The 24,367-nt window shown below is 70.9% G+C and carries 21 protein-coding genes; 13 read left to right on the top strand and 8 right to left on the bottom strand.

All coding sequences use genetic code 11. From position 1 onward, the window contains the following. Nucleotides 1–42: 42 nt before the first annotated feature. Together ABZT74_RS24135 and ABZT74_RS24130 are read right to left on the bottom strand one after the other, a co-directional pair. Nucleotides 43–1,755, bottom strand: coding sequence for an aldehyde dehydrogenase family protein (locus tag ABZT74_RS24135; protein WP_356175451.1), 1,713 nt, complete (start codon nucleotides 1,753–1,755; stop codon nucleotides 43–45). Between the two features lie 225 nt (nucleotides 1,756–1,980). Further along, nucleotides 1,981–3,498 (bottom strand): cryptochrome/photolyase family protein, encoded by a 1,518-nt coding sequence (locus tag ABZT74_RS24130; protein WP_356175448.1) that lies wholly within the window; start codon nucleotides 3,496–3,498, stop codon nucleotides 1,981–1,983. 330 nt (nucleotides 3,499–3,828) lie between these two features. Between ABZT74_RS24130 and ABZT74_RS24125 the strand changes: the two genes are divergently transcribed. Beyond that, nucleotides 3,829–4,305, top strand: coding sequence for an NUDIX hydrolase (locus ABZT74_RS24125; RefSeq protein WP_356175444.1), 477 nt, complete (start codon nucleotides 3,829–3,831; stop codon nucleotides 4,303–4,305). Nucleotides 4,306–4,355: 50 nt separating this feature from the next. Here ABZT74_RS24125 and ABZT74_RS24120 read toward each other — a convergent pair whose 3' ends face one another. Both ABZT74_RS24120 and ABZT74_RS24115 read right to left on the bottom strand, forming a co-directional pair. After that, nucleotides 4,356–5,252 (bottom strand): NAD-dependent protein deacetylase, encoded by an 897-nt coding sequence (locus ABZT74_RS24120; protein ID WP_356175441.1) that lies wholly within the window; start codon nucleotides 5,250–5,252, stop codon nucleotides 4,356–4,358. Between the two features lie 102 nt (nucleotides 5,253–5,354). After that, nucleotides 5,355–5,966, bottom strand: coding sequence for a TetR/AcrR family transcriptional regulator C-terminal domain-containing protein (locus tag ABZT74_RS24115; RefSeq protein ID WP_356175438.1), 612 nt, complete (start codon nucleotides 5,964–5,966; stop codon nucleotides 5,355–5,357). A gap of 145 nt (nucleotides 5,967–6,111) precedes the next feature. Between ABZT74_RS24115 and ABZT74_RS24110 the strand changes: the two genes are divergently transcribed. Together ABZT74_RS24110 and ABZT74_RS24105 are read left to right on the top strand one after the other, a co-directional pair. Next, on the top strand, nucleotides 6,112–7,605 hold the full coding sequence (locus tag ABZT74_RS24110) for an APC family permease (protein ID WP_356175435.1): 1,494 nt from the start codon (nucleotides 6,112–6,114) through the stop codon (nucleotides 7,603–7,605). A gap of 51 nt (nucleotides 7,606–7,656) precedes the next feature. Further along, nucleotides 7,657–9,234 (top strand): amidohydrolase, encoded by a 1,578-nt coding sequence (locus ABZT74_RS24105; RefSeq protein ID WP_356175432.1) that lies wholly within the window; start codon nucleotides 7,657–7,659, stop codon nucleotides 9,232–9,234. 73 nt (nucleotides 9,235–9,307) lie between these two features. On the opposite strand, the gene ABZT74_RS24100 is transcribed toward ABZT74_RS24105, so the two are convergent. Beyond that, nucleotides 9,308–9,865, bottom strand: a complete 558-nt coding sequence (locus tag ABZT74_RS24100; protein ID WP_356175429.1) for a GNAT family N-acetyltransferase — start codon at nucleotides 9,863–9,865, stop codon at nucleotides 9,308–9,310. Between the two features lie 171 nt (nucleotides 9,866–10,036). Beyond that, the gene (locus ABZT74_RS24095) at nucleotides 10,037–11,251 is read right to left on the bottom strand and encodes a glycoside hydrolase family 3 N-terminal domain-containing protein (protein WP_356437998.1); all 1,215 of its coding nucleotides are present in this window, start codon (nucleotides 11,249–11,251) and stop codon (nucleotides 10,037–10,039) included. Nucleotides 11,252–11,764: 513 nt separating this feature from the next. Here ABZT74_RS24095 and ABZT74_RS24090 point away from each other — a divergent pair. Continuing rightward, nucleotides 11,765–12,532 (top strand): alpha/beta hydrolase, encoded by a 768-nt coding sequence (locus ABZT74_RS24090; protein WP_356437995.1) that lies wholly within the window; start codon nucleotides 11,765–11,767, stop codon nucleotides 12,530–12,532. A gap of 101 nt (nucleotides 12,533–12,633) precedes the next feature. On the opposite strand, the gene ABZT74_RS24085 is transcribed toward ABZT74_RS24090, so the two are convergent. Continuing rightward, a complete protein-coding gene (locus tag ABZT74_RS24085) occupies nucleotides 12,634–13,074 on the bottom strand; it encodes a hypothetical protein (RefSeq protein WP_356175420.1) in 441 nt (146 codons plus the stop codon). 221 nt (nucleotides 13,075–13,295) lie between these two features. Between ABZT74_RS24085 and ABZT74_RS24080 the strand changes: the two genes are divergently transcribed. The 9 genes from ABZT74_RS24080 to ABZT74_RS24040 all read left to right on the top strand — a co-directional run bounded on the left by ABZT74_RS24080 (nucleotide 13,296) and on the right by ABZT74_RS24040 (nucleotide 22,346). After that, nucleotides 13,296–13,766, top strand: coding sequence for a TrkA C-terminal domain-containing protein (locus ABZT74_RS24080; protein WP_356175417.1), 471 nt, complete (start codon nucleotides 13,296–13,298; stop codon nucleotides 13,764–13,766). 6 nt (nucleotides 13,767–13,772) lie between these two features. Then, nucleotides 13,773–15,023, top strand: coding sequence for a cation:proton antiporter (locus tag ABZT74_RS24075; RefSeq protein WP_356175414.1), 1,251 nt, complete (start codon nucleotides 13,773–13,775; stop codon nucleotides 15,021–15,023). 237 nt (nucleotides 15,024–15,260) lie between these two features. Next, a complete protein-coding gene (locus ABZT74_RS24070) occupies nucleotides 15,261–16,247 on the top strand; it encodes a GlxA family transcriptional regulator (RefSeq protein ID WP_356175411.1) in 987 nt (328 codons plus the stop codon). A gap of 119 nt (nucleotides 16,248–16,366) precedes the next feature. Next, a complete protein-coding gene (locus ABZT74_RS24065; RefSeq protein ID WP_356175408.1) occupies nucleotides 16,367–17,005 on the top strand; it encodes an HD domain-containing protein in 639 nt (212 codons plus the stop codon). Between the two features lie 59 nt (nucleotides 17,006–17,064). Then, entirely contained in the window at nucleotides 17,065–17,703 is a 639-nt protein-coding gene (locus tag ABZT74_RS24060; protein ID WP_356175624.1) for an HD domain-containing protein, read from the top strand. A gap of 22 nt (nucleotides 17,704–17,725) precedes the next feature. Further along, the gene (locus ABZT74_RS24055) at nucleotides 17,726–18,646 is read left to right on the top strand and encodes an NADP-dependent oxidoreductase (RefSeq protein WP_356175405.1); all 921 of its coding nucleotides are present in this window, start codon (nucleotides 17,726–17,728) and stop codon (nucleotides 18,644–18,646) included. A gap of 223 nt (nucleotides 18,647–18,869) precedes the next feature. Continuing rightward, nucleotides 18,870–20,033, top strand: coding sequence for a 4-hydroxybenzoate 3-monooxygenase (locus ABZT74_RS24050; RefSeq protein ID WP_356175621.1), 1,164 nt, complete (start codon nucleotides 18,870–18,872; stop codon nucleotides 20,031–20,033). Between the two features lie 76 nt (nucleotides 20,034–20,109). After that, on the top strand, nucleotides 20,110–21,810 hold the full coding sequence (locus ABZT74_RS24045) for a methyltransferase (protein WP_356437992.1): 1,701 nt from the start codon (nucleotides 20,110–20,112) through the stop codon (nucleotides 21,808–21,810). Nucleotides 21,811–22,058: 248 nt separating this feature from the next. Further along, nucleotides 22,059–22,346 carry a hypothetical protein gene (locus ABZT74_RS24040; RefSeq protein ID WP_356175618.1) on the top strand — a complete coding sequence of 96 codons (288 nt, stop codon included), beginning with the start codon at nucleotides 22,059–22,061 and terminating at the stop codon, nucleotides 22,344–22,346. Nucleotides 22,347–22,412: 66 nt separating this feature from the next. Here the strand turns inward: ABZT74_RS24040 and ABZT74_RS24035 are convergent, their stop codons facing one another. After that, entirely contained in the window at nucleotides 22,413–24,068 is a 1,656-nt protein-coding gene (locus ABZT74_RS24035; protein ID WP_356175616.1) for a SpoIIE family protein phosphatase, read from the bottom strand. Between the last annotated feature and the right edge of the window lie 299 nt (nucleotides 24,069–24,367).

Raw genomic sequence — 24,367 nt, 5'->3', positions numbered from 1 at the left:
ACGGGCGGGACCACGCCGGCGGGCCCCGCCCCGAGCCCTGGCTCAGCCGCGCAGTGCCGACGCGAAGATCGACGGCAGGCGGCTCCATCCGGGGTCCGTCGTGTAGGCGGTGAGGCGCTGCATGGTGGTGCGTCCGGTGCGGTTGGTGACGTAGTACGGCGGGCGAGGGGAGAGGGAGGGGGAGCCGGTGAACAGGCCGCGGGGCGCGGGGGCGAAGGGCGCGCGCAGCACGGTCTTCTCGATGTCCTCGAGCATGAACGTGTTGTGCACGAAGCCGATGCCGCTGCCGATGTCCCGAGGGGTGTGGCCGGGGTGGGCACCCCATGGGGTGTGGCCGAGGAGGAACCCGAAGGCCGACCAGCAGTTGATGCCGAGGGTGCCGTACCGCAGGGCGGTGACGGCGTCGTCCACCGCGGCGCGGTGCGCGCGCTCCGTCCTGGGGTGGACGAGGAGTGTGGCACCGAGGGTGCCCGGCAGCTTCTGGTTGGCGAACTCCGTTGCCGCCGCGAGGAATTCGGGAGCGTCGGCGCCGGGCAGGCGTACGACGCCCAGGGCGCTGGCGAACACCTCGTCCGTGAGCATCGGGTCGTCGGGGTCGGTGACGTCCGGGACCAGCACGCGGCAGGCGCCGTCGCCGTAGGTCTCGGCCTCCGGGTGGGCCTGCATGACGGCGCCGAGGCGGGTCTCGGCGCCCGGGTAGTAGTCGCCGCGCGGCGGGAGTTGGCCCAGGACCCGGCGGATCTCGGCCAGCAGGCGATCGGTGCCGTCCCAGTCGCGGGGGACGAGCAGTATCTGGCTGGCGACACAGTTGTGGCCGGAGTTGTTGAGCTTGCTGGTGACGATGTGCTCGGCCTGGAAGCGGAAGTCCGCCGCGCTCCAGGGTCCCGGCGTCACGATGCAGGGGCTGATGCCGCCCAACTCACTCGTGAACGGCTTGGTGTTGAGGGGGGTGTTCGCCCGCCGGCGTTCCGCTGCCCTCTCGTCGGTGCCCCAGACGATGGCGTCGTGGGTGCGTTCGCTGCCGGTGACGTGGATGGCGTCGATGCCGTCGTGCCGGGTCAGGTAGGCGCCCTCCGCCTGGCCTCCGTCGACGAAGCGGACCAGGCCTCGCTCCACGAACTCGCCGAACACCGCCTCGAAATGGGGGCGAAGGTAGGCGTTGACCGGGTTCATCTTGGCGATGACGACCTGCCCCTCCGCGTAGAGCTTGTGCAGGATGTCGAGCGGAGTGATGGCCGCTATGTTGCCGGCGCCGAGCACGAGGGCGACGGCGGGGCGACCGGGACGTCCGCGGTATTCGCCCGCGGCCCGCTCCAGGACCCTTTCACGGGAGGTGCCCGGCAGCGTCCACACATCGGCGGTGAACCCGTTGAGCAGAAGGCGGTCGCCGGCGGTGGCGGGGAACACACGCACCAGCGCGCGGTCTTCGTGCGTGCGAACCTGTCCGGCCGTGACCGGGGCCTTTCCGGCGTCCAGGCGCCGAAGCACGTGCAGGTAGGCGCTCACGGTCTGGGCGAGCGCCCAAGGGGCCGAGGCCCAGTCCTCGGTGGCCCATTCCGACCGGTCGTCGTAGCCCTTGGCGCGGGCCGCGGCGGCGACCATCCCCGAGGCCTCGTCACCGATGCGCGGCAACATCCGCTCCAGCAGGCCGATCCGTTCCGTGAGGGAGGTGGCCGTCCAGGAGCCGGCGTGCGCGCGCAGCTCGCCGACCGCGAGGTCGAGGTGGGCGCTGTCGAGAGCGGGTGCGGTGCTCACGGATGCAACTCCTTCGGTGGGGTGCGGGAACGGGTGCGACGGGATCGGCCGAAAGCCCGGTCAGTCGTTCATACGGGCAGTGTCCCGCACGGGGTCCACGAGCAGGAAGGCGCGACTGCGCCGAGTGCTCCTGGCGAGGCCGACCGTGCCCTCTCCCCGTGCCCTGGGCTGTTGTTGGTCGGCCGTACCGCATGCCTCCGTGGAGCACGCCCCCACCCTCGCCGGTCAGGGCGGCGCATCGCCACCGTCCCGTGCCTGCCGCAGCAGTTGGTCCAGGTCGCCGAGCCGGTCGAGCCCGCGGACCGCCTGGCTCATCCGGTTGTTGCCCGCCAGCCCCTGCCGATGCCGGTGCAGAAAGGCCCAGTACCCCGTCGTGAACGGACAGGCCCGTTCGCCCACGCGTTCCGTCGGACGGTAGGCGCAGCCCGTGCACAGGTCGCTCATGCGGTGCACGTACGCGCCGCCCGACGTGTAGGGCTTGGTGGTCATCCGCCCGCCGTCGGCGTACTGGGACATCCCGACGACGTTGGGCAGCATGACCCAGTCGTAGCCGTCGACGAAGCAGCGGTGGAACCAGTCCGTGACCGCCCGCGGATCCCAGCCGCGCTGGAGGGCGTAACTGCCGAGCAGCATCAGCCGCGGGATGTGGTGGGTCCAGCCGGTGTCGCGGACCTGGGCCAGGGTCGTACTCAGGCAACGGGCGGTGACGGCGTCCGCGTCGAGGTCGAGGAACCAGTCGGGGAGCGGCGCGTGGTGCCGCAGCGTGTTGCTGTGCCGGTAGTCGTCACCGAAGTACCAGTAGAGCTGCCAGACGTACTCGCGCCAGCCCGCGATCTGCCGGACGAATCCCTCCACGCTGTTGACCGGTGCCTGTCCGGACCGCCAGGCGTCCTCCGCGGCCTCGACGCACTCGGCGGGATGCAGCAGGCCGAGGTTCAGCGACGACGACAACAGGCTGTGGCTCATCACCGGATCCGCCGCCAGCATGCCGTCCTCGTACGCGCCGAAGCCTCCGAGGCGGTGCTCCACGAACCGCCGAAGCGCCGCGAGTGCCTCACGTCGGGAGGCGGGGAACATCCGCGGGCCGTCCCGTCCGACGAAGCTCACCTCTCCGTCGCGTTCCCACCGGTCCAGATCGCGCCGGACCTCCTCGTCGATCGCGCCCTCCCGGGGACGGTAGGGCGCCGGCGCGTCGAGGGTCCGGGTGTTCCGGGGAGGCGGCTCGCGGTTGTCGTGGTCGTGGTTCCAGCGGCCGCCGGCCGGCGTGTCACCGTCCATCAGCAGGTCGTGTCCGCGTCGCACCCACCGGTAGAAGTCCTCCTGCCGCAGTCGCCGGCCACCGAGGCCGTCCGCCCAGGCGCCGAAGTCCGCCTGAGGCACCAGGAACCCGCGGGCCGGCAGGACGGTGACGGCGTCGAGCGAGCGCACCAGTCGAAGGGCCGCGTGCGAGGTCGGGTGGTGCACCGTCACCGCGCCGTTGCCGCCGACGTCGCCGAGCGCCTCGTGGAGGCCCTCGCGGTAGGTGTCGGCGCGGATGTAGCGGGCCCTGTCGCCCAGTTCGGCGGCCCGGTGCCGCATCGCCGACAGGATCAGGTGGGCCTTCGCGCGATGGAAGCGGCGACGGCGGAACACCGAACGCGCCTCGATGATCAGAACCGGTGCGTCCCGGTCCGGCCCGCCCTCGCCGGGAGCGAGGAAGTGAGGGCCCAACTGGTCGCCGAAGAGCCAGTGGACAGTGGTCATAGGCGCGTTCGGCCTCCATCACCTCGGGCGGATGTTTCGGGAACTCGTACGGCCGACGCGATGACCGGCTGCTGCCGAAGCCCTCGCCGCCTCCGCACCGACGGCGGAAGGGCCCGTACGTGGTCCTCTCTACACGGCCGCCGGGCAACCGCTCCGCGTTCCGCACACGCGTCACCCCGTACCGACCCGGACGGGTGACGGCAGAGTCGATGGATCCGTCGGCAGGGGGCCCGATGCCCACCGGCCCAGGACTGCCGCATGTTGCCGCAGGCGGCATGCCCGGGCACGGCAGGGGCTTCCTGCCGCGCCGAGAGGGGAAGGGATCGGACCGTGACCGGCTCCGCGCACCCACCACTCGCGGTCGACGACCGTGGCACCGAGTTGCTCTCCTTCGCACCGGGAGAGGAGTCGGTGCCGCCGAACGACGCACCCGTGGCAGCCTCGTTGGTGACCCTCTGGCGCGAGGACCGGATCCTGTTGGTCTTCGACCGGTACCGGCAGTCCTGGGAACTTCCCGGCGGGGGCGTCGAAGAAGGTGAGTCCCTGCGGCAGGCCGCGGTTCGTGAGCTGCGGGAGGAGAGCGGGCAGGAACCCGACGGAGCGTTGCGGTTCACCGGCTTCGCGAAGTTCGTGGTGGCGCCCGACCGGCGAACGGAATACCTTGCGCTCTTCGCGGGCCACTGTGCCGAAGTCCGTGACTTCCGGGCCAACGAGGAGATCGCGGCGATCCGTTGGTGGGATCGCGTCGGGCCTCTCCCGGGCCGTGTTCAGACGCTGGACCTGTATCTCGCCGAACTGACCCGCTAGTTCGGCGGATCAGGCGGACGGGCGAGCGTTCGCGAAGGAACCCGTCCCGCTCAGGCGGCTGCTTCGTCGAGCGGGATCTCCAGCCGGGCGGCGACCGTGGTCAGGGCCGCGCCGAGGGGGAGTGCGATCCGGGCGAGGGCGTGCTGATCACCTCGGGTCGGGTCCCGGTTGACGATCAGGACCGGCTTCCCGGCCTGGGCGGCCTGGCGGACGAACCGCAGGCCGGACATCACCGTCAGCGACGAGCCCAGCACCAGCAGGGAGGTCGCCTCGCGGACCAGCCGCCGGCAGTCCTCGACGCGGAGCGGGGGGACGGATTCGCCGAAGAACACGACGTCCGGTTTGAGGATGCCGCCGCAGACCGTGCACGGCACGACGTGGAAGTCGCCGACCTGCTCGTCCGTGAGGTCGGCGTCACCGTCGGGGTTGATCGTGGCGGCCAACGGCTCGAAGCCCGGATTGGCCTCCTCCAGCCGCCGGGCGAGTTCGCGGCGCGGGCTGATGTCGTGGCAGGAGAGGCACACGACTCTGTCCAGTCCTCCGTGGAGTTCCACGACACCCTCGCTGCCGGCGGCCTGGTGCAGACCGTCGACGTTCTGGGTGATCAGACCCGAGAGCAGTCCGTGTCGCTCGAAGGCGGCGACGGCACGGTGTCCTTCGTTGGGGCGGGCCCGGCCGAAGGTCCGCCAGCCGAGGTGACTGCGCGCCCAGTACCGTCGTCGGGCCTGGGCGCTCCCGGCGAATTCCTGGTAGGTCATCGGGGTGTGCCGGCTCAGGCTCCCGTGTTCGCCCCGGTAGTCCGGGATGCCGGACTCCGTGGAGATGCCCGCCCCGCTGAGCACCAGCACCCCACCGGTGTCCAGGGCGTCGGTCACCGGCTCCAGATCCGTGGTTCCGGGCGGCAGGCCCTCGGTGGGGGTCCAGCTCAGTGTGGGGCGCATGCGCATGGTGCCAGGGTACGGACCCGGCCCCGCGGTCCGCCGGACAGCGCCGCCACCAGTGCCGGACGAGTTCGGAGGGAGCCCGGGCGAGGTGACGGCGTCCGGCCCTCACGGCAGAAGCAGGGAACGGGCGTGGGTCAGGAAGCCGGTCAGAGCCAGCTCGAAGGCCGCGTCGGCGCGGCCCTCGCCCATCGCCGCGAGTGCCGCGGCCAGGTGCGGTGTCGCCGTCTCGTCGGCCAGCTCCCACATCATCTCCGGCGCGGCCATGTCCAGGGCCGACCCCAGGACGACGTTCTCCAGGCCGATGATCAGCGGCATCACGTCCGGCAGGGAGAAGCCGGCGTCCAGCAGGAGCCCGGCCGCCAGGTCGTACTGCTCCAGAACGCGCGGGGCGCGCACGGGCGACGTGGTGAGCAGCGGAATCGCCTTGGGGTGGGCGGCGAAGGCCGCTCTGTAGGAACGAGCCCAGTCCGCCATCCGGCGGTCCCACGGCTGCGCGTCGTCCGTCAGCGGACCCGGGTCGATCGCGACGGCCACCCGCTCGCGCAGCAGCTCCACGATGCCGTCCCGGCCGTCCACGTGGTGATACACCGATCCCGTCTGCACGCCGAGCCGCCCGGCGATCTTCGGAACGCTGAAGTCGCCCTCCGTGTCGACGAGTTCGAGCGCGGTGGTGGTGATCCGCTCCCTGTCCAGCAGCGGCTTGCTCGGCCGGCCCATCGCGTTCTCCCGAAAATGTGGTCTTCCCGAATGCCCAGAGGGAGGCTACATTGCCGAAACCGAAAGCCTTTAGATTTAGCTTCCGTCCCCGGGACCGATGCCCCCGGGACCCCGTCCTCCCGCCGCCAGAAGGGCTTCCTTCCGCATGCCCGCAACCCCACCGCAGACCCAGCCCCACACCGACCGCGGCGCCGCACCCACCCTGCGCACCGGAACCCTGGGCACCGCCGACATCGCCTTCTTCGTCGTGTCCGCCGCCGCCCCGCTCACCGTCATGGCGGGAGTCGCGCCCTTCGCCATCGCGCTGGGCGGCATCGGCGCACCGGTCGGCTACCTCGTCGCAGGCGTGACACTCGCCGTGTTCGCCGTCGGATTCACCACCATGAGCCGCCACGTACGCAGCGCCGGAGCCTTCTACGCGTTCATCACCCGGGGCCTCGGCCGCTCCGTGGGCATCGGTGCCGCCCTGCTCGCCATGGTCGGCTACAACGGCATGGAGATCGGCGTCTACGGTCTGCTCGGCACGTCCACCGAGGACACCCTCCACGCGCTGTTCGGCGTCGACATCCCCTGGCTGCCGGTCTCCCTCGCCGGGCTCGTGCTCATCTGGTACGGCGGCTTCCGGTCCATCGACTTCGGGGCCAAACTCCTCGGCGTCCTGCTCTGCGCCGAGACCGGCATCCTCGTCCTGCTGGCGGGCGGCGTCCTGTTGAAGGGCGGCGCGCACGGTCTGTCCGCGGCGTCCTTCGCCCCTCACAACGTGTTCGTCCCCGGCACCGCCGCCGTGCTCGCCTTCGCGTTCGCGGCCTTCACCGGGTTCGAGTCGACCGTCATCTACCGTCGCGAGGCCCGCGACCCCGGGCGCACCGTTCGCCGCGCGACGTACATCGCGGTCGCCTTCCTCGGGCTGTTCTACGCGTTCACCGTCTGGATCGTCATCCAGGCGTTCGGCGACGCCGGAGTCGTGGCCGCGGCGGGCAGCGACCCGGCCGGCCTGTTCTTCTCGGCCATCAGCACCTTCGTCGGCGGCTGGGCGGCCGACCTGATGCACATCCTGATCGTGACCAGCGTCCTCGCCTCGCTCCTGGCCTTCCACAACGCGATCAACCGCTACGGTCTCGCACTCGCGGAGGAGGGCGTGGTGCCGAAGGCCTTCGGCCGCGTCCACGCCCGGCACCGGTCGCCGTACGTCGCCGGCATCGCGCAGACGGTGCTGGGCGCGGTCGTCGTGCTCGCCTTCTGGGCCGCGGGCGCCGACCCGTACGCCCAGCTGCTGCTGTGGGTCAACACCCCGGGCATGGTCGGCCTCATGCTGCTCCAGCTCCTCGCCGCGATCGCCGTTCCCTTCTACTTCCGCCGCATCACCCACCAGGAGGGTGTGCTGCGCACGGTCGTCGCCCCGGTCGTGGCCACCGTGCTCCTCGGAGTGGCGATCGTGCTCGTCTGCACCCACCTCGACCTGTTCACCGGAGCGTCCTCGCTGGTGAACACGATTCTTGCGTCCGTCGCCCCCGTGGTCTTCGTCCTCGGCCTGGCACTCGGCCGGCGACTGCGGCGCAGCAAGCCCGACGTCTTCGAACGCTTCGCGGCGGAGCCGGCCGAGCCGGACGCCGAGCACCCCGCAGCCGTACGGGCCTGACCCGACGCTTCGCCCGACCTCACCTCAGACACACCCGAACGGAGCTCACCCGTGTCCGAAGCCGACCTGCTGCTCACCGGCGCCCACGTCCGCACCCTCGACCCCGCCCTACCGGAGGCGACGGCGGTGGCCGTCCGGAACGGTCTGATCGCGGCCGTCGGCGCCACCGCGGACATCGTCCGCGACTGGAGCGGTCCGGCAACCGAGCGCGTCGACCTCACCGGAGCCACCCTCGTCCCCGGCCTGGTCGACGCGCACAGCCACCCGGTGTGGGGACTCGAGATGGCGACCGGCGCCGACCTGTCGGGCGTGCGCACCCTCGACGAACTCCGGGCGACCCTGCGTGACGCCCCACGGGTCGACGGCTGGGTCGTCGCCTGGGGACTCGACCACAACGTGTTCGCGGGCCGGCGGATCGACCGCGCCCTCGTCGAGGACGAACTGGGCGGCGCCCCCGCCTTCGTCCGCTTCTACGACGGGCACTCCGCTCTGGCCAGCGCGACCGCATTGAAGGCCGCGGGAATCACGGGCCCGCGCACCTTCGCCCAGCGCGCGGAGATCGTCTGCGACGCGGACGGCCGTCCCACCGGTCACCTGATCGAGCACGCCGCCATGGATCTCATGCTCGCGGCCGTCCCCAGGCCCTCCTTTCAGGAGCGCCGAACCGGACTGCTCGCGCTCCTGTCGCAGATGGCGGCCACGGGACTGACCGGCGCGCACGTCATGGACCTGGGGCACGGCGACGTACCGCAGCTGCTCGCATCGGTGGAGGACGAGGCGGTGCTGCCGCTGCGACTGCGCCTCGCGCCCTGGTGCATGCCGGGCATGGACAAGGACGGTCTGGACGAGCTGATCGCCCTCCAGAGCGAGGCCGGACGGCACTGGCGGGTCGGAGGGGTCAAGTTCTTCATGGACGGCACCGTCGAGGGTGGAACCGCGTGGCTCGAGCACGCCGACTGCCACGGGCAGGGCACGGACGCCTTCTGGCCCGACCCCCGGGCCTACTCCGACGCCGTACGCCACCTGCACGCGGCGGGCGTCGGAACCGCCACCCACGCCATCGGCGACGCGGCGGTACGCCACGTCCTGGACACGGTCGAGTCCCTCGGCGCGGGCGGTGCGGGCAGGCATCGGATCGAGCACATCGAGACGGTGCCCGACGACACGATCCCGCGCTTCGCGGCGCTCGGCGTCGCCGCGTCGATGCAGCCGCCCCACACCGCCTACACCCGAGGTGACCACGCGGACGAGTGGTCCAGGCGTCTCGGCTCCGACCGGGCGTCCCGGGCGTGGCGCATCCGCGACCTGCGGGACGCGGGCGCGGTGCTCGCGCTCGGTTCGGACTGGCCGATCGCGCACTACGACGTCCGCCGGGTCCTGTCCATGGCCCAGGCGCCCGAGGGCGCCGCAGGCTCCCGGCAGGGACTCACCGGACTGATGGCCCTGGAGGGCTGCACCTCGCACGCGGCACGCGCCGCCGGTGAGGACGCCGGACGGATCGCACCCGGACTGCGGGCGGACCTGACAGCCCTCGGCGCGGATCCCGTCCGCGCTCCCGCGGACGAGACCGCCGAGGCGCCGGTCCGCCTCACGGCCGTCGGCGGTCACATCACACACCGCGCGGACTGAGCACATCGTCGACGGCGGGGAGGGTTCTGGGCCAGGCCCCCGTGAACGTCGTGAGGTGATCCTTCGGTGACGGTCAGCGAGCGGCGCGCGGAGCCGGCAATGAGGCATCGGGCCAGGCGATGCGGAGCATGTGGGGCGATCCGTTGAGGCGAGAGGGAACACCGCCGGGAGCCGACACCGCCGCCTTCTCGACGCAGGTGCCGCCGAGAGCCCGGTAGAACCGCTGGGCCTGGGTGTTCTGCTCCAGCACCCACAGGTACATCGACGGGCCCGCCGCCCGCTCGGTGACAGCCTCGGCGGCCCGGGTGAGGAGCGCGGCACCCATGCCGGTGCGCTGACGGCCGTGGACCACGTGCAGGTTGTCGACCAGGCTGCCCCAGCGCTCGTCCGCGTCGAACACGACGTGCACGAATCCCGCCAGTTCGGTGTCGTACTCGGCGACGACCGTCAGGCTGTCGCCGGGTGCGGCGAGCCGCGACGACCAGACGGACCGGCGGTCGGAGACGACATCCCCGTCCAGGAACGAGTCTGCGTAGGCGCCGCGGTAGTGCCTGCGCCAACTGTCGGCATGCAGCGACGCCACCTTCGCGGCATCGTCCGCACCCCCCACACGGAACCGCAGCGACGTCATGCCGCCCCTCCCCGTCTCATGATCCACGGCTTCACGGGCCACAACGCGCACGCCCGCCTTCCCATGACGGGACGCTAAGGCCGTACGCCATCAGCCGTCCACGCGTTTCTCCTGTGCGGAGCGGGCCGTCGCAGCGGTCGCACGACGCGGAGCCGGAGGAGCACGCGCGGGTCAGCCGCAGGACAGCAGGCCCGCCTTCTGCTTGGCGTTCAGGACGCGGTGCACGCTCTGCTCCACCTGCGCGCGGAAGGCCGAGCTCTGTGTCATGCGACTCTGTACGGCCTTGGTCATGGCCGGGATCAGGTTCGGTTCCACCGTGAGGACCACGTCGCCGCCGGCCGACAGGAACTTGACCGCGCGGTCGCCCGGGGACACGGACTTCACCGCCACCGCGTTCCCGAGATCGTCCGATATGACCACGCCTTTGAAGCCCAGGTCCTTGCGGAGCAGTCCCTGGATCACCGTGGAGGAGAACGCGGCCCGGTTGTTCGGGTCGATCTTGCTGTAGGTGGCGGAGGAGATCATGACGAGCGGCGCCCCGGCCTTGATCCCGGAGTCGAAGGCCGTGATGCTCGCGCTGTTGCTCGTCGTCACGCTGTCCACCACTCCGGCCGTGGTGTCGGTGTTGCCCCGTACGTAGCCGAGTCCCGGGAAGTGCTTCAGTGTGGGCAGCACCCCGGACTGGGTGGAGCCCTCGAGGAACGCGTCACTGTGCGGGGCGACCGTCGCGGCGGTGTGGCCGAACTCGCGGTCGAACCGGCCGATCGGGGCGTTGGCCGTGCCCAGGCTCTCCGGCACAACGTCCGCGACGGGGGCGAGATTCAGGTTCACGCCGGCCGCCTTGAGTTCCTTGGCCCAGACCGCGGCTTCACCGCGCAGCTTCGACGTGGTCCAGGTGCCCTGCGTCAGCGCGGTCGGGATGGTCGAGAACCCGGGGCCGGACAGCACCTGTACGTGTCCGCCCTCCTGGTCGGTCGAGACCAGCAGGCCCACCCGATGGCCCGCCGCGGTGTCCGCCTTCGCCTGAAGAGGGTCGACGACGGCCTTGGTCGCCTTCGTCCCGGCCGTGCTCCGGCCGGCCAGGAACACCGAGCCGACGTGGTACTGCTGCATGAGGGCGATCCGCTTGGCGTCGGGAGCGGACGGCGTGACCGATCCCTTGAAGAGCTGACCGACCCGCTGTGGACCCGTCATCGCCCTGAAGGTCGTGTCGGCGCACGTGTTCGCCGCGAACTTGGAGGACTTCCCGGACGGGTCGATGATGGCGGCCTGCGAGATCTGCACGCCTGCCACTCCTGCCAACGCCAGCGCCATGGCCAGCGCGGACGCGAGCCGTACACGACGCTTGACGGGGGAGCGGTGGGCCGGCGACTGGTGGGATGCCATGAATACTCCGACGGTGCCTGCTGCGGGCCGCCCGGACGTCGAGCGGATAGACAGATGCCATGATCAGGGTATCAACGTGAGGATGTGCCGCCAGTGGGCGGGAACGCAGGCGGCCTGCGCATGGCGGCCTCCTGTATCTTCCCGTGCGCGCGAGCGCCCGCCGAGGGGTGGGGGGAGGCGCCCCGTGGCCGAAGGGGGGGCTTGTACCAAGGGAGTTGCCCGGCCTCAGGGTCGGCGTGCGGGCCGTCGCAATCGCGAGCCGGACCAGGCTCGACGACGGAAGTCCCGGGGCGTCGCGGCCGGCCCGGAGCTGTGACCACGCGACGCAAAAACGAGTGGGCGGGATCGCGGTCGAACTGTTAGCTTTCCGTCGACCGCGGCACCGTCCCGAGGAGGTGAGACCCATGAACGCTGTATCCATGTGGGTGCTCCCTCTCTCGTCACGGTCGGGCGATTGACACAGGTGTCGCCGGGAGCGCCTCGCCAACAAGGCACTCCCGAAAGGCACCACGTATGCATCCTCCGCGGTTCACCGCCGAGTCGTCGTCGAACGGCGTGCGCGAGCGCGACTTCACCGTGGGCGACGTCCCCGGAGTCCTCTGGTCGCCTGCCGCCGGCACGGCCGAGCCCGCGCCCCTGATCCTCATGGCTCACGGCGGCGGCAACCACAAGAAGCACCCGGCGATGTCCGACCGCGCGCACCGCGTCGTGACCGGTTGTGGCTTCCACGCCGCCGTCATCGACGCGCCCGGTCACGGCGACCGGCCGCGAACGGCACACGACGAGGCGGAAATCGCCGAGTTGTTCAGGGCGAGGGCGGCCGGCGAGCCGGAAGGCCCGATCGTCGTGCGCTACAACGAACACCTGGCGCGACTCGCCGTGCCCGAGTACCAGGCAACTCTGGACGCTCTCCAGGAACTTCCGGAGATCGGCACCGACGGCCCCGTCGGCTTCTGGGGCATCAACATGGGCACCGCGATCGGGGTGCCGCTGGTGGCGGTCGAACCCAGGATCACGGCCGCCGTGTTCGGGCAGCACTGGCCCGATGTCCTGGCCGAGAAGGCGAGACAGATCACCGTCCCGATCGAGTTCGACCTGCAGTGGGACGACGAACACATCTCGCGCGAGGAGGGCCTCGCGCTGTTCGACGCCTTCGCCTCGAAGGAGAAGTCGCTGCACGTGAACGCGGGCAGGCACAAGGAGTTGCCCCGGTTCGAGGCCGACAGCGCGGTCCGCTTCTTCGCCCGGCACTTCGGCGGAGCGGACCAGCTACCGGTCTGACCCGACTTCAGCGGTCGCGGCGCCCGGCCGGCCCGGCGCCGCGACCGCGTACACACCCGGACGAACGCAGCGGCCGGCGGGGCCCCGGCCGCGAGAGATGCTCAGGGGGTATGCGGCTCATCGCCGAGATCCGCCACCGCAGCGCCGGCCGCGGGGAGTCTGCGGTACGCGGCCCGGGCGTTGGCGAGGCGGGCCAGCGTCGTCCCGATGAGGGCGGCGGACAGCAGACAGGCGAGCCAGAAGGTGTCGCGCTGCCCGATCCAGCTGAACGTGCCCGCCGGCGGAACGGCGAAGCCGTTGAGGAACAGCCAGCACATCAAGGCCGTTCCGGGGGCCGCGGTGAAGCTGGCGGGAAAGCCGAGGACGACGGCGAACAGGGACAGCGCGGTGAGCGCGAGGCCGGGACGGCCGGGTCCCACAGTGGTGTTGAGCAGGGCCACCAGAACCAACGCGCCGACGAAGGCAGTTGCCCATACCCGCGACGTGGACACGGGCCGGGGCACGGGACGGCTGCCGTTGCTGAGGGACACCCACTCGATCATGGGCCAGCTCTCCTTCCGGTCCGCGCCGGCGCCGAGGGAAGGGGAACGCCGGTGGGTTCGACTGCTGCGGTGTGAGGCCCCCGAGGACGAATTGTTCCACTGGCGTTCCCCGGGGGCCGCGGGGGTCGGCCCCGGTGCTCGGTATGGTGACACCCAGTGGTTCGTAAAGGAACAGTCAAATGAGACAGACGGACAGGAGGGCAGCTGTGGGGGCTGCACGCATGAGCAGTACGCCGTTGCCGGGGATCGGGGTCCGCTACGACCTGAGTACACGGGAGCAGCGACGCCTGTCGGTCGTCGCGCACAGGGACGGCTCGCGGACGTTGAGCGCGTACCGCGACGACGACCCGGATGCCTGCGCGCTGTCGGTGCGGCTCTCCTCCGGAGAGGCGGAGGTGCTCATCGGCGCGTTGATGCCCGCCCACCACAGCCCGAGTCTGCTGTCCACCACCGAGCTGGGACTGGTCGCGGAGCGGAGCGAACTGTCCGCCACCTCGCACTGGAACGGCCGCCTGCTCGGTGAGACGCGCATGCGCACCGAGACCGGTGTGTCGATCGTGGCGGTGCTGCGCCGGGCAGAGGCGATCCCCTCACCCGGGCCGGACTTCCGTCTGGCCGGCGGGGACACGCTGATCGTGATCGGCACGCGCGAGGGCGTCGAGGCTGCCACCGCGATACTCGGACGGGAGTGAGGCGCGATGCACTCCTCCGCCACCTTTCTGATCGAGTTCGGTGCGATCATCCTCGGCCTCGGACTGTTGGGCCGATTCGCCGGCCGCTTCCAGTTCTCGCCCATCCCCCTGTACCTGCTGGCCGGGTTGGCCTTCGGCCAGGGCGGCCTGCTGCCGCTCGGTACCAGTGAGGAGTTCGTGGCGATCGGCGCCGAGATCGGCGTGATCCTGCTGCTCCTCATGCTCGGCCTGGAGTACACGGCCAGCGATCTGGTGTCCAACCTCAAGACCCAGTACGCGGCCGGTCTGGCCGACGCGGCGCTCAACGCCCTGCCCGGCGCCGCGATGGCCTTGCTGCTGGGCTGGGGTCCGGTGGCGGCGGTGGTCCTGGCCGGGGTGACCTGGATCTCCTCCTCCGGGGTCATCGCCAAGGTTCTCGGCGATCTCGGTCGGCTGGGCAACCGGGAGACGCCTGTGATCCTCAGCATCCTGGTCCTGGAAGACCTGTCCATGGCCGTCTACCTGCCGATCGTCACCGCCCTGCTGGCCGGGACGACGCTGGCGGCCGGCAGCGTCACGCTGGCGATCGCCCTCGGCGTGGCCGGACTGGTGCTGCTGGTCGCGGTGCGCTACGGCCGGCACATCTCACGCTTCGTCTCCAGCGACGATCCCGAGAAACTGCTGCTGGTGGTCCTGGGACTGACACTGCTGGTCGCCGGACTCGCGCAGGAGCTCCAGGTGTCGGCCGCCGTAGGGGCCTTCCTGGTCGGTATCGCCCTGTCCGGCGAGGTGGCCGAGGGCGCGCACAACCTGCTGGCTCCGCTCCGGGATCTGTTCGCGGCCGTGTTCTTCGTGTTCTTCGGCCTGCACACCGACCCGTCGAGCATTCCCCCGGTGTTCCTGCCCGCGCTCGCCCTCGCCGCCGTCACCGCGGGGACGAAGATCGCCACCGGCTACTGGGCCGCGAAGCGCGCCGGCGTCTCGGTCAAGGGGCGATGGCGCGCCGGCGGCACGCTGGTGGCCCGCGGCGAGTTCTCCATCGTGATCGCCGGCCTCGCGGTCACCGCCGGGATCGAGCCTTCACTGGGACCGCTGGCCACGGCGTACGTGCTGATCCTGGTGATCCTCGGACCGCTCACCGCCCGCTACACCGAACCCGTGGCGCGCCTGGTGGGCCGCCTGCGCAAGCCCGCTCCCGCAGCCCCCGCCGCGCCGGACGCACCGGTCACGGAGCGGCAGGACGCGGTGGACGAGCAGGACACCGTCGGCCGCGTGTGACGAGGACGGATCGGCACACCGCGAGGAAGGCCGCGACGACCGGCATCCGACCGGCCGCCATGCGACCGGCCGGCGTTCAACTGCCGCTGGAGAGACGGGCCCTACGCGCTGGGCACGCGGGCCCGCGCATGCGCCGGCCGGTCACACGCTGTCGCTCGGAAGCGTGCTTCCCGCCTCTTTCCTGGTAGACGTGACCAGTACGGCGGGGGAGCGGCTCGGCGAAGAGAACGAGGAACGATGGCATCGCGGACACACAGCGTGGGCGTCCTTGTGTTCGACGGCATGAAGATGCTGGACCTGTCCGGGCCTGCGGAGGTCTTCACCGAAGCCAACCGGTACGGAGCCCGGTACCGGCTGAGCATCGTCTCGGTGGGCGGAGCGCCGGTGCGGTCCTCCATCGGCATGAGCGTGCCCGTCGACGGCGAGGCCTCGGCCGCGGAACCCTTCGACACACTGCTCGTGGTGGGAGGCGACCTGCTCCCGGCCGGTCCTGTCGACCCGGAGCTGAGCGCCACGGCCAAGGCCCTGGCGGACCGGGCCGAGCGGGTCGCGTCGGTCTGCACCGGCGCGTTCGTGCTGGGTGCGGCGGGGCTGCTGGAGGGCAAGCGGGCGACCACGCACTGGCAGCACACCGCGGCGCTGGCCCGTAGCTGTCCGCTGACGCGGGTGGAGCCGGACGCGATCTTCGTCAGGGACGGCAGCACCTACACCTCCGCGGGCGTCACCGCCGGCATCGACCTCGCTCTCGCCCTGGTGGAGCAGGACCACGGACCGGATCTGCCGAGGAAGATCGCGCGCTCGCTGGTGGTGTACATGCAGCGGGCCGGCGGACAGTCCCAGTTCTCCGCCTCGCTCCAGGGCCCGGCACCCCGAACTCCCGTGCTGCGGATGGTCCAGGACGCGGTCCAGGCCGATCCGACAGCCGACCACGGCCTGGAGTCCCTCGCCGCGCGGGTCCGGGTGAGCCCACGGCACCTCACCCGCATGTTCCGCGCCGAACTGGACACCACGCCCATGAAGTACGTGGAACTGATCCGGTTCGACAGAGCCAAGGCCCTGCTCGACGCCGGACACAACGCGACGGAGGCGGCGTCACTCTCCGGCTTCCCCAGTTACGAGAGCCTGCGGCGCGCCTTCGCACGTCACCTCGGGCTTTCCCCCACTCAGTACCGGCACCGTTTCGCCACCACGACACCGACCCCGCGGGCACGCACCGCCAGGTGAGCCGGCCGGTCGGGCCATGGCCGTTTCCGAGGGCTTGTCGGCCGTCTCGACACGGACGCGGAGGCCCCGTACGGCGGAAGCTGGGGACAGGACACCCACCCCGCCCAGGGAAGGCAGCCATGACCGAGTACATCGCCGACGTCGCGATCCCCGACAGCAAGCTCGCGCAGGACGCCACCGACCTCATCCGCGACACGACCCCGGCTCTGATCTTCCACCACTCCCGCCGGGTCTACCTGTTCGGCAGCCTCCAGGCGGCCGCCCTGGGGCTCAGCCCCGACCCGGAACTGCTGTACGTGGCGGCACTGTTCCACGACACGGGCCTGGTACCGCCCTACCGCAGCGACGATCAGCGCTTCGAGATGGACGGGGCCGACCAGGCGCGCGCGTTCCTGCTGGCCCACGGTCTGTCCGAGGGCGACGCGCACACCGTCTGGACGGCCATCGCCCTGCACACCACGCCGGAGGTGCCGTACAAGATGGCGCCCGAGATCGCGGCGACCACCGCGGGCGTCGAGACCGACGTACTGGGCCTGCGCCTGGCCAACATCACGCGAGCGCAGATCGACGCCGTCACGGCTGCCCATCCGAGGCCGGACTTCAAGCGGCAGATCCTCGAAGCGTTCACCGACGGCTTCAGGCATCGCCCCGACACCACCTTCGGCACGGTGAACGCGGACGTTCTCGAACACTTCGTCCCGGGCTTTCGGCGCACCGACTTCGTCGACGTCATCGAGAACTCCGCCTGGCCGGAGTGACCGCACCGCAGGACCGAGACGAAGCCCTTGGCGCATCACACGGAAAGACACGAACATTCATGACCGAGACCATTTCCGGAGTGGAAATTCCTCAGACGGCGGCCATCGCGGCTGCCACCGAATTCATTCGAGAGACCACGAATCCGCTCATCTTCCATCACTCCCGCCGCGTCTTCCTCTTCGGTTCCCTGCACGCGCTCAGGCTCGGCCTCCGGCCCGATCCCGAGCTGCTGTACGTGTCCGCCATGTTCCACGACGCCGGACTGCTGTCTCCGTACTCCGACAACGAGCAGCGCTTCGAGCTCGACGGCGCCGACCACGCCCGCAGGTTCCTGCTCGACCACGGGTTCCCGCAGAGCGCCGCCGAGGTGGCCTGGATGGCGATCGCCCTGCACACGACGCCGGGGATCCCCGGACGCCTGGGCGCGGAGATCGCTGCCACGAACTACGGTGTACTGACCGACGCCATCGGATGGGGCCTCGAAGAACTGGACGACGGTCAGGCCGAAGAAATCGTCGCCGCCCATCCGCGCGGAGAATTCAAGAGAGATTTCCTGCAGGAATTCGTCGACGGTCTACGGAATCGCCCGGACACCACATACGGGACCGTCAACGCGGACGTACTGGAACACTTCATCCCAGGATTTCGGCGTACCAGCATGGTCGAGCGCATCACGGACGCGCCCTGGCCGAGCTGACGCGAACGAAGGAGGCAACGACATGCAGGCCATCACGGCCGGGGACCGCGACGCCGGCGTCAGCGGGCTGACCCTGACGGACCTCCCCCATCCCCACGCGGCGGAGAACGACGTCATCGTGCGGGTCCACGCCGCCGGGTTCACCCGGGGAGAACTCGACTGGCCCGCGACGTGGACCGATCGTGCGGGCCACGACCGCACGCCGAGCGTGCCCGGCCACGAGGTCTCGGGAGTCGTGGCGGAACTCGGCTACGGAACCACCGGCCTTACGGTCGGCCAGCGGGTCTTCGGACTGACCGACTGGACGCGTGACGGCTCGCTCGCCGAGTACGTCGCTGTGGAGGCGCGCAATCTCGCCCCGCTGCCCGCGGACGTCAGCCACACGGTGGCGGCCGCGCTGCCGGTCTCGGGACTGACCGCCTGGCAGGGCCTCTTCGATCACGCGCAGATCAGGACCGGCCAGACCATCCTCATCCACGGCGCCGCGGGGGCGGTCGGATCGATGGCGGTACAGCTCGCCGGGGAAGCCGGAGCCCGGGTCATCGGAACCGGCCGGGCAGCCGACCGGGACACGGCTCTGGAACTCGGCGCGCATACGTTCCTGGACCTGGAGAACGACCGGCTGGAGGACGCGGGAGAGGTCGACGCGGTGTTCGACGTGATCGGTGGTGACATCCTCGACCGCTCGGCAGTGCTCGTGCGCGCCGGTGGCACGCTCGTCACGATCGCCCGGCCACCCACCGTTCGGCCCAAGGACGGTCGAGCGCTGTTCTTCGTCGTCGAACCCGACCGCGCGCGTCTGACGCTCCTCGTACAACGGATCAGCGACGGGCGCCTCGACGCCCGGGTCGCCGCGGTGCGCCCCCTCGCCGAGGCAGCCGCCGCCTTCGGACCCGGTCCCCGCGTCTCCGGCAGGACGATCATTCAGGTCGCCGAGAAGTGACGGCGGCCGGTCGCCACCCGGTCCCGCGAAGGCTCACCGCTCGACGGACGGGGCGGTGAGCGCCGGAGCGCCCGACGCGGGCCCGTCGCGAGCGATGATCTCTGTTCCATTCGTACGGGGCATTCAGGTGATTTCGGTGTGATCAAGGATTTCACCTTCCTTAGTATCGATTTCCGTGACAGACGGAAAGAGTTGTCGGCAACCGGACGAGCACACGACCGATGTGCTCGTCCTCGGAGCCGGGCCGGCCGGGCTCGTACTCGGCAACGTCCTTGTCGACCGGGGAATCGACTGCGTCGTCCTGGAGCGGGCCGAGCGCGCGCACGTGCAGACGCGGGCACGTGCCGGGTTCCTGGCCGCCAACACCGTGCGCATCCTGGAACGGCACGGTCTCGCCGACGGACTGCACCGGCGTGGACAGACCCACAGCACCTGCGAGTTCCGTACCGAGGACGGCCGGTTCCGGCTGGACTACAGCGGGCTCGGGCAGGGTGAGCGGCACACCGTCTACCCCCAACAGGATCTGGTGACGGACCTGTTGACGCGGTTCCTGGAACGCGGCGGACAGATCCGCTTCGACACGGAGGCCATCACCGTGCGCGGCGCCGACAGCGAGCGGCCCGAGGTGTCGGTGCGCGAGGCCGACGGGCGGCCCGGCCTCTGGCGGGCGCGGTACGTGGCCGGCTGCGACGGACGACACGGCGCAGCCCGGCGTTCACTGCCGGCCGGAACGGTTCGCCACCATCGCGATCACGGTGTGACCTGGCTGGGTCTCCTCGCCGAGGCGCCGCCCAGTCTCGACGCCGTCGGATACGCGGTGCACGAGCACGGGTTCGCCGGCCACATGGCCCGCACCAGCGAGGTCACCCGCTACTACCTCCAGTGGGAGCGCGGAACCCCCGCCGACGGCTGGTCCGAGGAGCGGATCTGGGACGAGCTGGAACTGCGGATGCGCGCGCGGGAGTACGGCCCACTGAGCCGCGGGCCCATCGTGCAGCGGGCCATCGTCGACCTGGAGTCCGACGTGCTCGAACCGCTGCGCCACGGCGCGCTGTTCCTCGTGGGCGACGCCGCCGGCCTGATCAGCCCCTCGGCCGCCAAGGGCGCCAATCTCGCCGTCCTCGAAGCGGCGGTCCTGGCGCCCGCCCTCATCGATGACCTCACCGTCGGGAACTCCGAGGGCCTCGACGCCTACTCGGCGCGGTGTCTGACACACATCTGGCGGGCGCAGGAGTTCTCCCACTGGATGATCGGCCTGCTGCACGGCCCCTCCGGCGCGGACGGCGAGTCCCGGTTCCACAACTCCCTGCGCCGCTCCCGCCTCACCTCGCTGCGCACCTCGCGCAGCCATCAGGACTGGTTCGCCGAGCACTACGTCGGCGTGTAGGCCGCAGCCCTCGATCTCCGCACCCGCGTACACCGGTACGCGCACAACCGAACCCCGGAATGAGGAACCTCCCGCAATGATCACGGCATTGCCGGGCGACACGTCCCGCCTGCGCGCGACGGTCGACTTCGTCAAGGAACAGGACACCGCCACCCTGCTCCCGCTCCTGCTGCCCGGGCTCGACGGCCCGGAGCTGCGGACCCTGGCCGAGCGCTGCGACTTCTCACACGCGGCACTCCTCGTCTTCCCGCCCGACGCGCCGGCGCTGAACACCCTGCTCGCCGACTGCGGGCTCGTCACGGACGCGCCGCCGCGGCCGAGCGTCGTCGTCCGCGAACGCCTGGCCAACCGGCACAAGCGGTCCGCGGCGCACCTCGACGTCGGGATTCTGCGACCCGCGGTGGAGTGCCGGGACGGGATGCGGCGCATGGTCGAGGTGTTCGCGCTGACCGTCCCCCCGGGTTCCGACCTCGACACCGTCGCGGCGCACGAGAGGGAGCACCAGCACGAGGCCCATGTCGCCTTCGAGGTCGAGGCACCCGACCCGTTGGTGCTGCGCGGCCTGTGCGCGACCTTCGCACGGTACGGCGCCGTCCCAGGAGGCGGAGGCTACAACCCCCACGAGAACGGCACGGTCTTCTATTTCACCGCGCCCGCCGAGGCCAAGGCCGGCTACCGGCGCGTGGAACTGTACGTCCCCGGCGACCACCGGGACATCCTCGCCGCCCACCTCGACGAACACCGCAAACGGCAGCCCGCCGAGGCACTGCTGCGCCTGCTGACCGGGGCGTGGACGACCCAGGCCCTGGCCACGTTCGCACGGCTGGAGGTGGCCGACGCGATGCACGAGGAGCGCGCCGTCGGCGTGACCGAACTGGCAGAGGACGTCGGAGCCCTCGCCCCCAACCTGACCACCCTGCTGCGCTACCTCACCATGCTCGGCGTGGTGAGCGAAAGCCGCGACGGCTTCCGGCTCACGGACACCGGCACGCTGCTGCGCGCGGACACCGAAGGGTCGATGCGGCCCCTGGCGCTGATGTACGGCGGACCGTTCTACGAGTCCTTCGCCGGCCTGGGGCACACCGTACGCACCGGACAGGTGGCCTTCGAAGAGCGGTTCGGCGAGAACCACTTCGACCACTTCGCCCGCGATCCCGAACTCGCCGAACTCTTCGACCGGTCGATGGCCGCCGGTTCACGGATGTTCGACCCGCTGCCCGCTCACCCCGTACTCACCGCGGCCCCCGAAGGGGCCACCGTGGTCGACATCGCCGGCGGCAACGGCGAGCTGCTCGGCCGAATCCTTTCCGCACACCCCCGTCTGCACGGCCTCCTGCTGGAACGGCCGCACACCGTCGAGACCGCCCGCGGCCTCCTCGGCGCGGCAGGCCATGCGACACGGTGCACCTTCCGAGCGGGCGACTTCGCGGACGTCCCCGCGGGCGGCGACGTCTACGTCCTGTCCCGCGTCCTGCACGACTGGGACGACGACCGCTGCCTCGACATCCTGCGCCACTGCGCCCGCGCGATGCCCGACACCGCTGATCTGCTCGTCGTCGAACGCGTCCTGCCCACCGACGGATCGGCCTCGCTGGCCACGGCCTGGGACCTGCACATGATGTGCAACGTCGGCGGCCGCGAACGACGCGCCGACCACTACGCCCAGCTGTTCGCCGACGCGGGCCTCACCCTGGTGGGCCAGGCGCCCCTGCCCCTGGACGGCAGCGTGCTGCACGCCCGCAGAACCGGTACGGCGAACACCGCGTCCAGGCCCTAGGAATCCCCGACACATGGCACGCCCACCGACGGCCGACGAGCCTGCCGGTGGTCGTGCTCCATGGCCAAGGCAGTAGCAAATCGGCTTTCAGCAAGGCGTGTTGAGCACGAGAGCAGGCCCCTTTGAGTACGCGTACTCAGGGCACGAGAGGTCTCAGGCGGCGAGGGTGGGCGCATACCAAGAGACTGGAGACCACCGTGAACGTGACCCGGACGAACCGAACCGCCACCGCTTTCCGCGCCGGAAGGATGTCCGTCGCCGCCGCCCTCGCGTGCGTGGCCGCGGCCACGGTCCTCACCGGATGCGCCGGCCTCGGGTACCAGGAGAACATCTGCGGCAACGGCGAATACCCCGCCTTGTCGGTGGGCGGCACCGGATCGGCCTGCTTCTCGGACAAGGAGGAGCCTTCGGCGGGCTACGCGCGGTATCCGGCGGGCAAGGTGCCGCGGCAGGTCGACGACAAGTGGGACGTGTACTGGCGTACCCACACCCTCGACAAGGACGGAAAGATCATCGCTGCCCCGGACGCGGGCTGAACCGCAAAACCCGTATCGCTACCGGCGGACCCGCGACGAGGGCTGCCGAGCGTGATGCCCCGCGTCCTACGGTGTGCCGAGCGGGATCCGAACGGTGAGCAGGGCGACGTCGTCGTCGTTGTCGGTCGGACGGGTGCGTTCGAGCAGCTGGTCGGTGAAGGAGTGCAGGGGCCGGTGGGAGAGCGCTGCCGCGTTCCGTCGCAGGCGTTCCAGGCCGGTGTCCAGAAGCTCTCGGCGGGTCTCGATGAGTCCGTCCGTGTAGAAGACGAGCGTCGATCCCGGCGGCAGCGTCGCCTGGGCGTCGTGGCGCGGCCGGTCGGTACCGGTGCCGAGGAGCAGTCCGTTGCCCTCGTGGAGGTAGCGGGTCACTCCGTCGTGGTCGACGAGCAGGGGTGGCGGGTGGCCCGCGCTGGTCCAGCGCAGGATCCAGCGGCCGGAGGCGTCGCAGCCGAGACGGGCCAGGATGAGGGTGGCCATGCGGACATCGGTGATCTGCCTCATCGCCTGGTCGAGGTGCTGCACGGTGCGGTGCGGGGGGTTGTCCTGCGACCAGGTGTAGGCACGGAGCATGTTGCGTAGTTGTGCCATGCCCGCGGCCGCGTCCAGGTCGTGGCCGACCACGTCACCGATGACCAGGGCCGTGTCCCCGGCGGGCAGGGTGAAGGCGTCGTACCAGTCGCCGCCGACGTGCGAGGCGTCCGGGGCGGGCAGATAGCGGGTGGTCATCTCCACTCCCGACACCTGCGGGAGCTGGGGCAGCAGATAGCGCTGCATGGTGGCGGCGATCTGACGCTGACGCTGATAGTGGCGCGCGTTCTCCAGAGCGATACCGATCCGGCGCGCTATGTCCTCCACGAGGGCCAGGTCGCCCGTGGTGAACGCCTCGTCGCGACGGGTGCGCCCCAGGGTGAGGGCACCGACGACCTCGTGGGGGCCGCGGATGGGAGCGATGGCCGCCGTCTGGATCCCGGTCGCGTCGAACAGCTTGCGCTGTTCCACCGCGATCCCGGTATCGGGTGGCCCGTCGTAGGTCTCGGGGCTCGCGAGAGCCGATGCCGCCCCTCGCAGGGCCTTGGACAGGGGCATGGGGGAGGAGGCGGGAATCGGAGGCATGGGGCCCTGCAGATCCTCGCGGATCCGCAGCACGGAGTCCTGTGCCTGGACGACCAGAGATCGCGTGACCTCGTCGCCTTCGGCGATCAGGTCGATGACGGCCCAGTCCGCGAGCCGCGGCAGCATCAGTTCCACCACTCGGCGCAGGGCCCCGTGCACGTCGACGTTGGAGATCAACTGAGCGGTCGTGTCGGCCAGCAGGGCCAGACGCTCACCCTCCGACAGGGCGCGCGGCGACGCCGTGGGCCGGGCCACGTCCGGCTCGGGTGCCTCAGCGGGCTGGAAGGCCACGAGGGCGACCACGCCCTGCTCGTCGGCTTCGCAGGGCAGGGAGAACCATTGTCCTGGCAGAAGGGTCCCGTCGCCGCGGGGGTACCAGTTGCGCCCGGTCCGAATCCCCTGCTCAGCCGCCTGTCGACCTCCGCCGCTCTCCCTCGGGACCGGACGCCCGTGTGCGTCGCGGTGCAGCAGTTCGTGGGCATCGTGCCCGATGACGTCGTCGGCGCCAAGGATGAGGAGGTCGAGAGCGCGCGCGTTGACCCAGACGATCCGCCCCGAGTCGGCGACGGCGTAGACACCCGCACTGACGTGCCCGAGAGCGGCGGTCATGCTCAGCTGATCAACGACCGTCATCGGTGCGGTTGAGCGGTCCGTCATCATGGCTCCTCGCATGACAGGGGGTTTGCCCGCCCATCCGGTCGAGTCCCGGAATGGTCCTTGGCAGGCAGCGGGGTCAGGAGAAACCGCTCCGTGGCCGCCCCGACTCTCGTACCTCCCGACCACGTCGGAAGGGGCGAACAGTGCACGGGCTGCCGGAACGGATTCCCTGAGGAGGCTGCTCTTGTCCGAACCGCCGATCGACTTCGGCCCGAGAGCCGAAGCGCTCCTTTTCTAGCACGCGCTTACGG

The sequence above is a fragment of the Streptomyces sp. NPDC005302 genome (genome assembly GCF_040607345.1).
Classification (GTDB): domain Bacteria; phylum Actinomycetota; class Actinomycetes; order Streptomycetales; family Streptomycetaceae; genus Streptomyces.
This window is presented reverse-complemented; position numbering and strand designations above follow the sequence as displayed.

Coding starts and splice junctions, on each gene's coding strand:
- ABZT74_RS24085 (WP_356175420.1), bottom strand. CDS start 13,074: ATGATCGAGTGGGTGTCCCTCAGCAACGGCAGCCGTCCCGTGCCCCGG.
- ABZT74_RS24130 (WP_356175448.1), bottom strand. CDS start 3,498: ATGACCACTGTCCACTGGCTCTTCGGCGACCAGTTGGGCCCTCACTTC.
- ABZT74_RS24090 (WP_356437995.1), top strand. CDS start 11,765: ATGCATCCTCCGCGGTTCACCGCCGAGTCGTCGTCGAACGGCGTGCGC.
- ABZT74_RS24110 (WP_356175435.1), top strand. CDS start 6,112: ATGCCCGCAACCCCACCGCAGACCCAGCCCCACACCGACCGCGGCGCC.
- ABZT74_RS24120 (WP_356175441.1), bottom strand. CDS start 5,252: ATGCGCATGCGCCCCACACTGAGCTGGACCCCCACCGAGGGCCTGCCG.
- ABZT74_RS24045 (WP_356437992.1), top strand. CDS start 20,110: ATGATCACGGCATTGCCGGGCGACACGTCCCGCCTGCGCGCGACGGTC.
- ABZT74_RS24070 (WP_356175411.1), top strand. CDS start 15,261: ATGGCATCGCGGACACACAGCGTGGGCGTCCTTGTGTTCGACGGCATG.
- ABZT74_RS24065 (WP_356175408.1), top strand. CDS start 16,367: ATGACCGAGTACATCGCCGACGTCGCGATCCCCGACAGCAAGCTCGCG.
- ABZT74_RS24055 (WP_356175405.1), top strand. CDS start 17,726: ATGCAGGCCATCACGGCCGGGGACCGCGACGCCGGCGTCAGCGGGCTG.
- ABZT74_RS24075 (WP_356175414.1), top strand. CDS start 13,773: ATGCACTCCTCCGCCACCTTTCTGATCGAGTTCGGTGCGATCATCCTC.
- ABZT74_RS24060 (WP_356175624.1), top strand. CDS start 17,065: ATGACCGAGACCATTTCCGGAGTGGAAATTCCTCAGACGGCGGCCATC.
- ABZT74_RS24040 (WP_356175618.1), top strand. CDS start 22,059: ATGTCCGTCGCCGCCGCCCTCGCGTGCGTGGCCGCGGCCACGGTCCTC.
- ABZT74_RS24035 (WP_356175616.1), bottom strand. CDS start 24,068: ATGACCGCCGCTCTCGGGCACGTCAGTGCGGGTGTCTACGCCGTCGCC.
- ABZT74_RS24095 (WP_356437998.1), bottom strand. CDS start 11,251: ATGGCATCCCACCAGTCGCCGGCCCACCGCTCCCCCGTCAAGCGTCGT.
- ABZT74_RS24115 (WP_356175438.1), bottom strand. CDS start 5,966: ATGGGCCGGCCGAGCAAGCCGCTGCTGGACAGGGAGCGGATCACCACC.
- ABZT74_RS24100 (WP_356175429.1), bottom strand. CDS start 9,865: ATGACGTCGCTGCGGTTCCGTGTGGGGGGTGCGGACGATGCCGCGAAG.
- ABZT74_RS24080 (WP_356175417.1), top strand. CDS start 13,296: ATGAGCAGTACGCCGTTGCCGGGGATCGGGGTCCGCTACGACCTGAGT.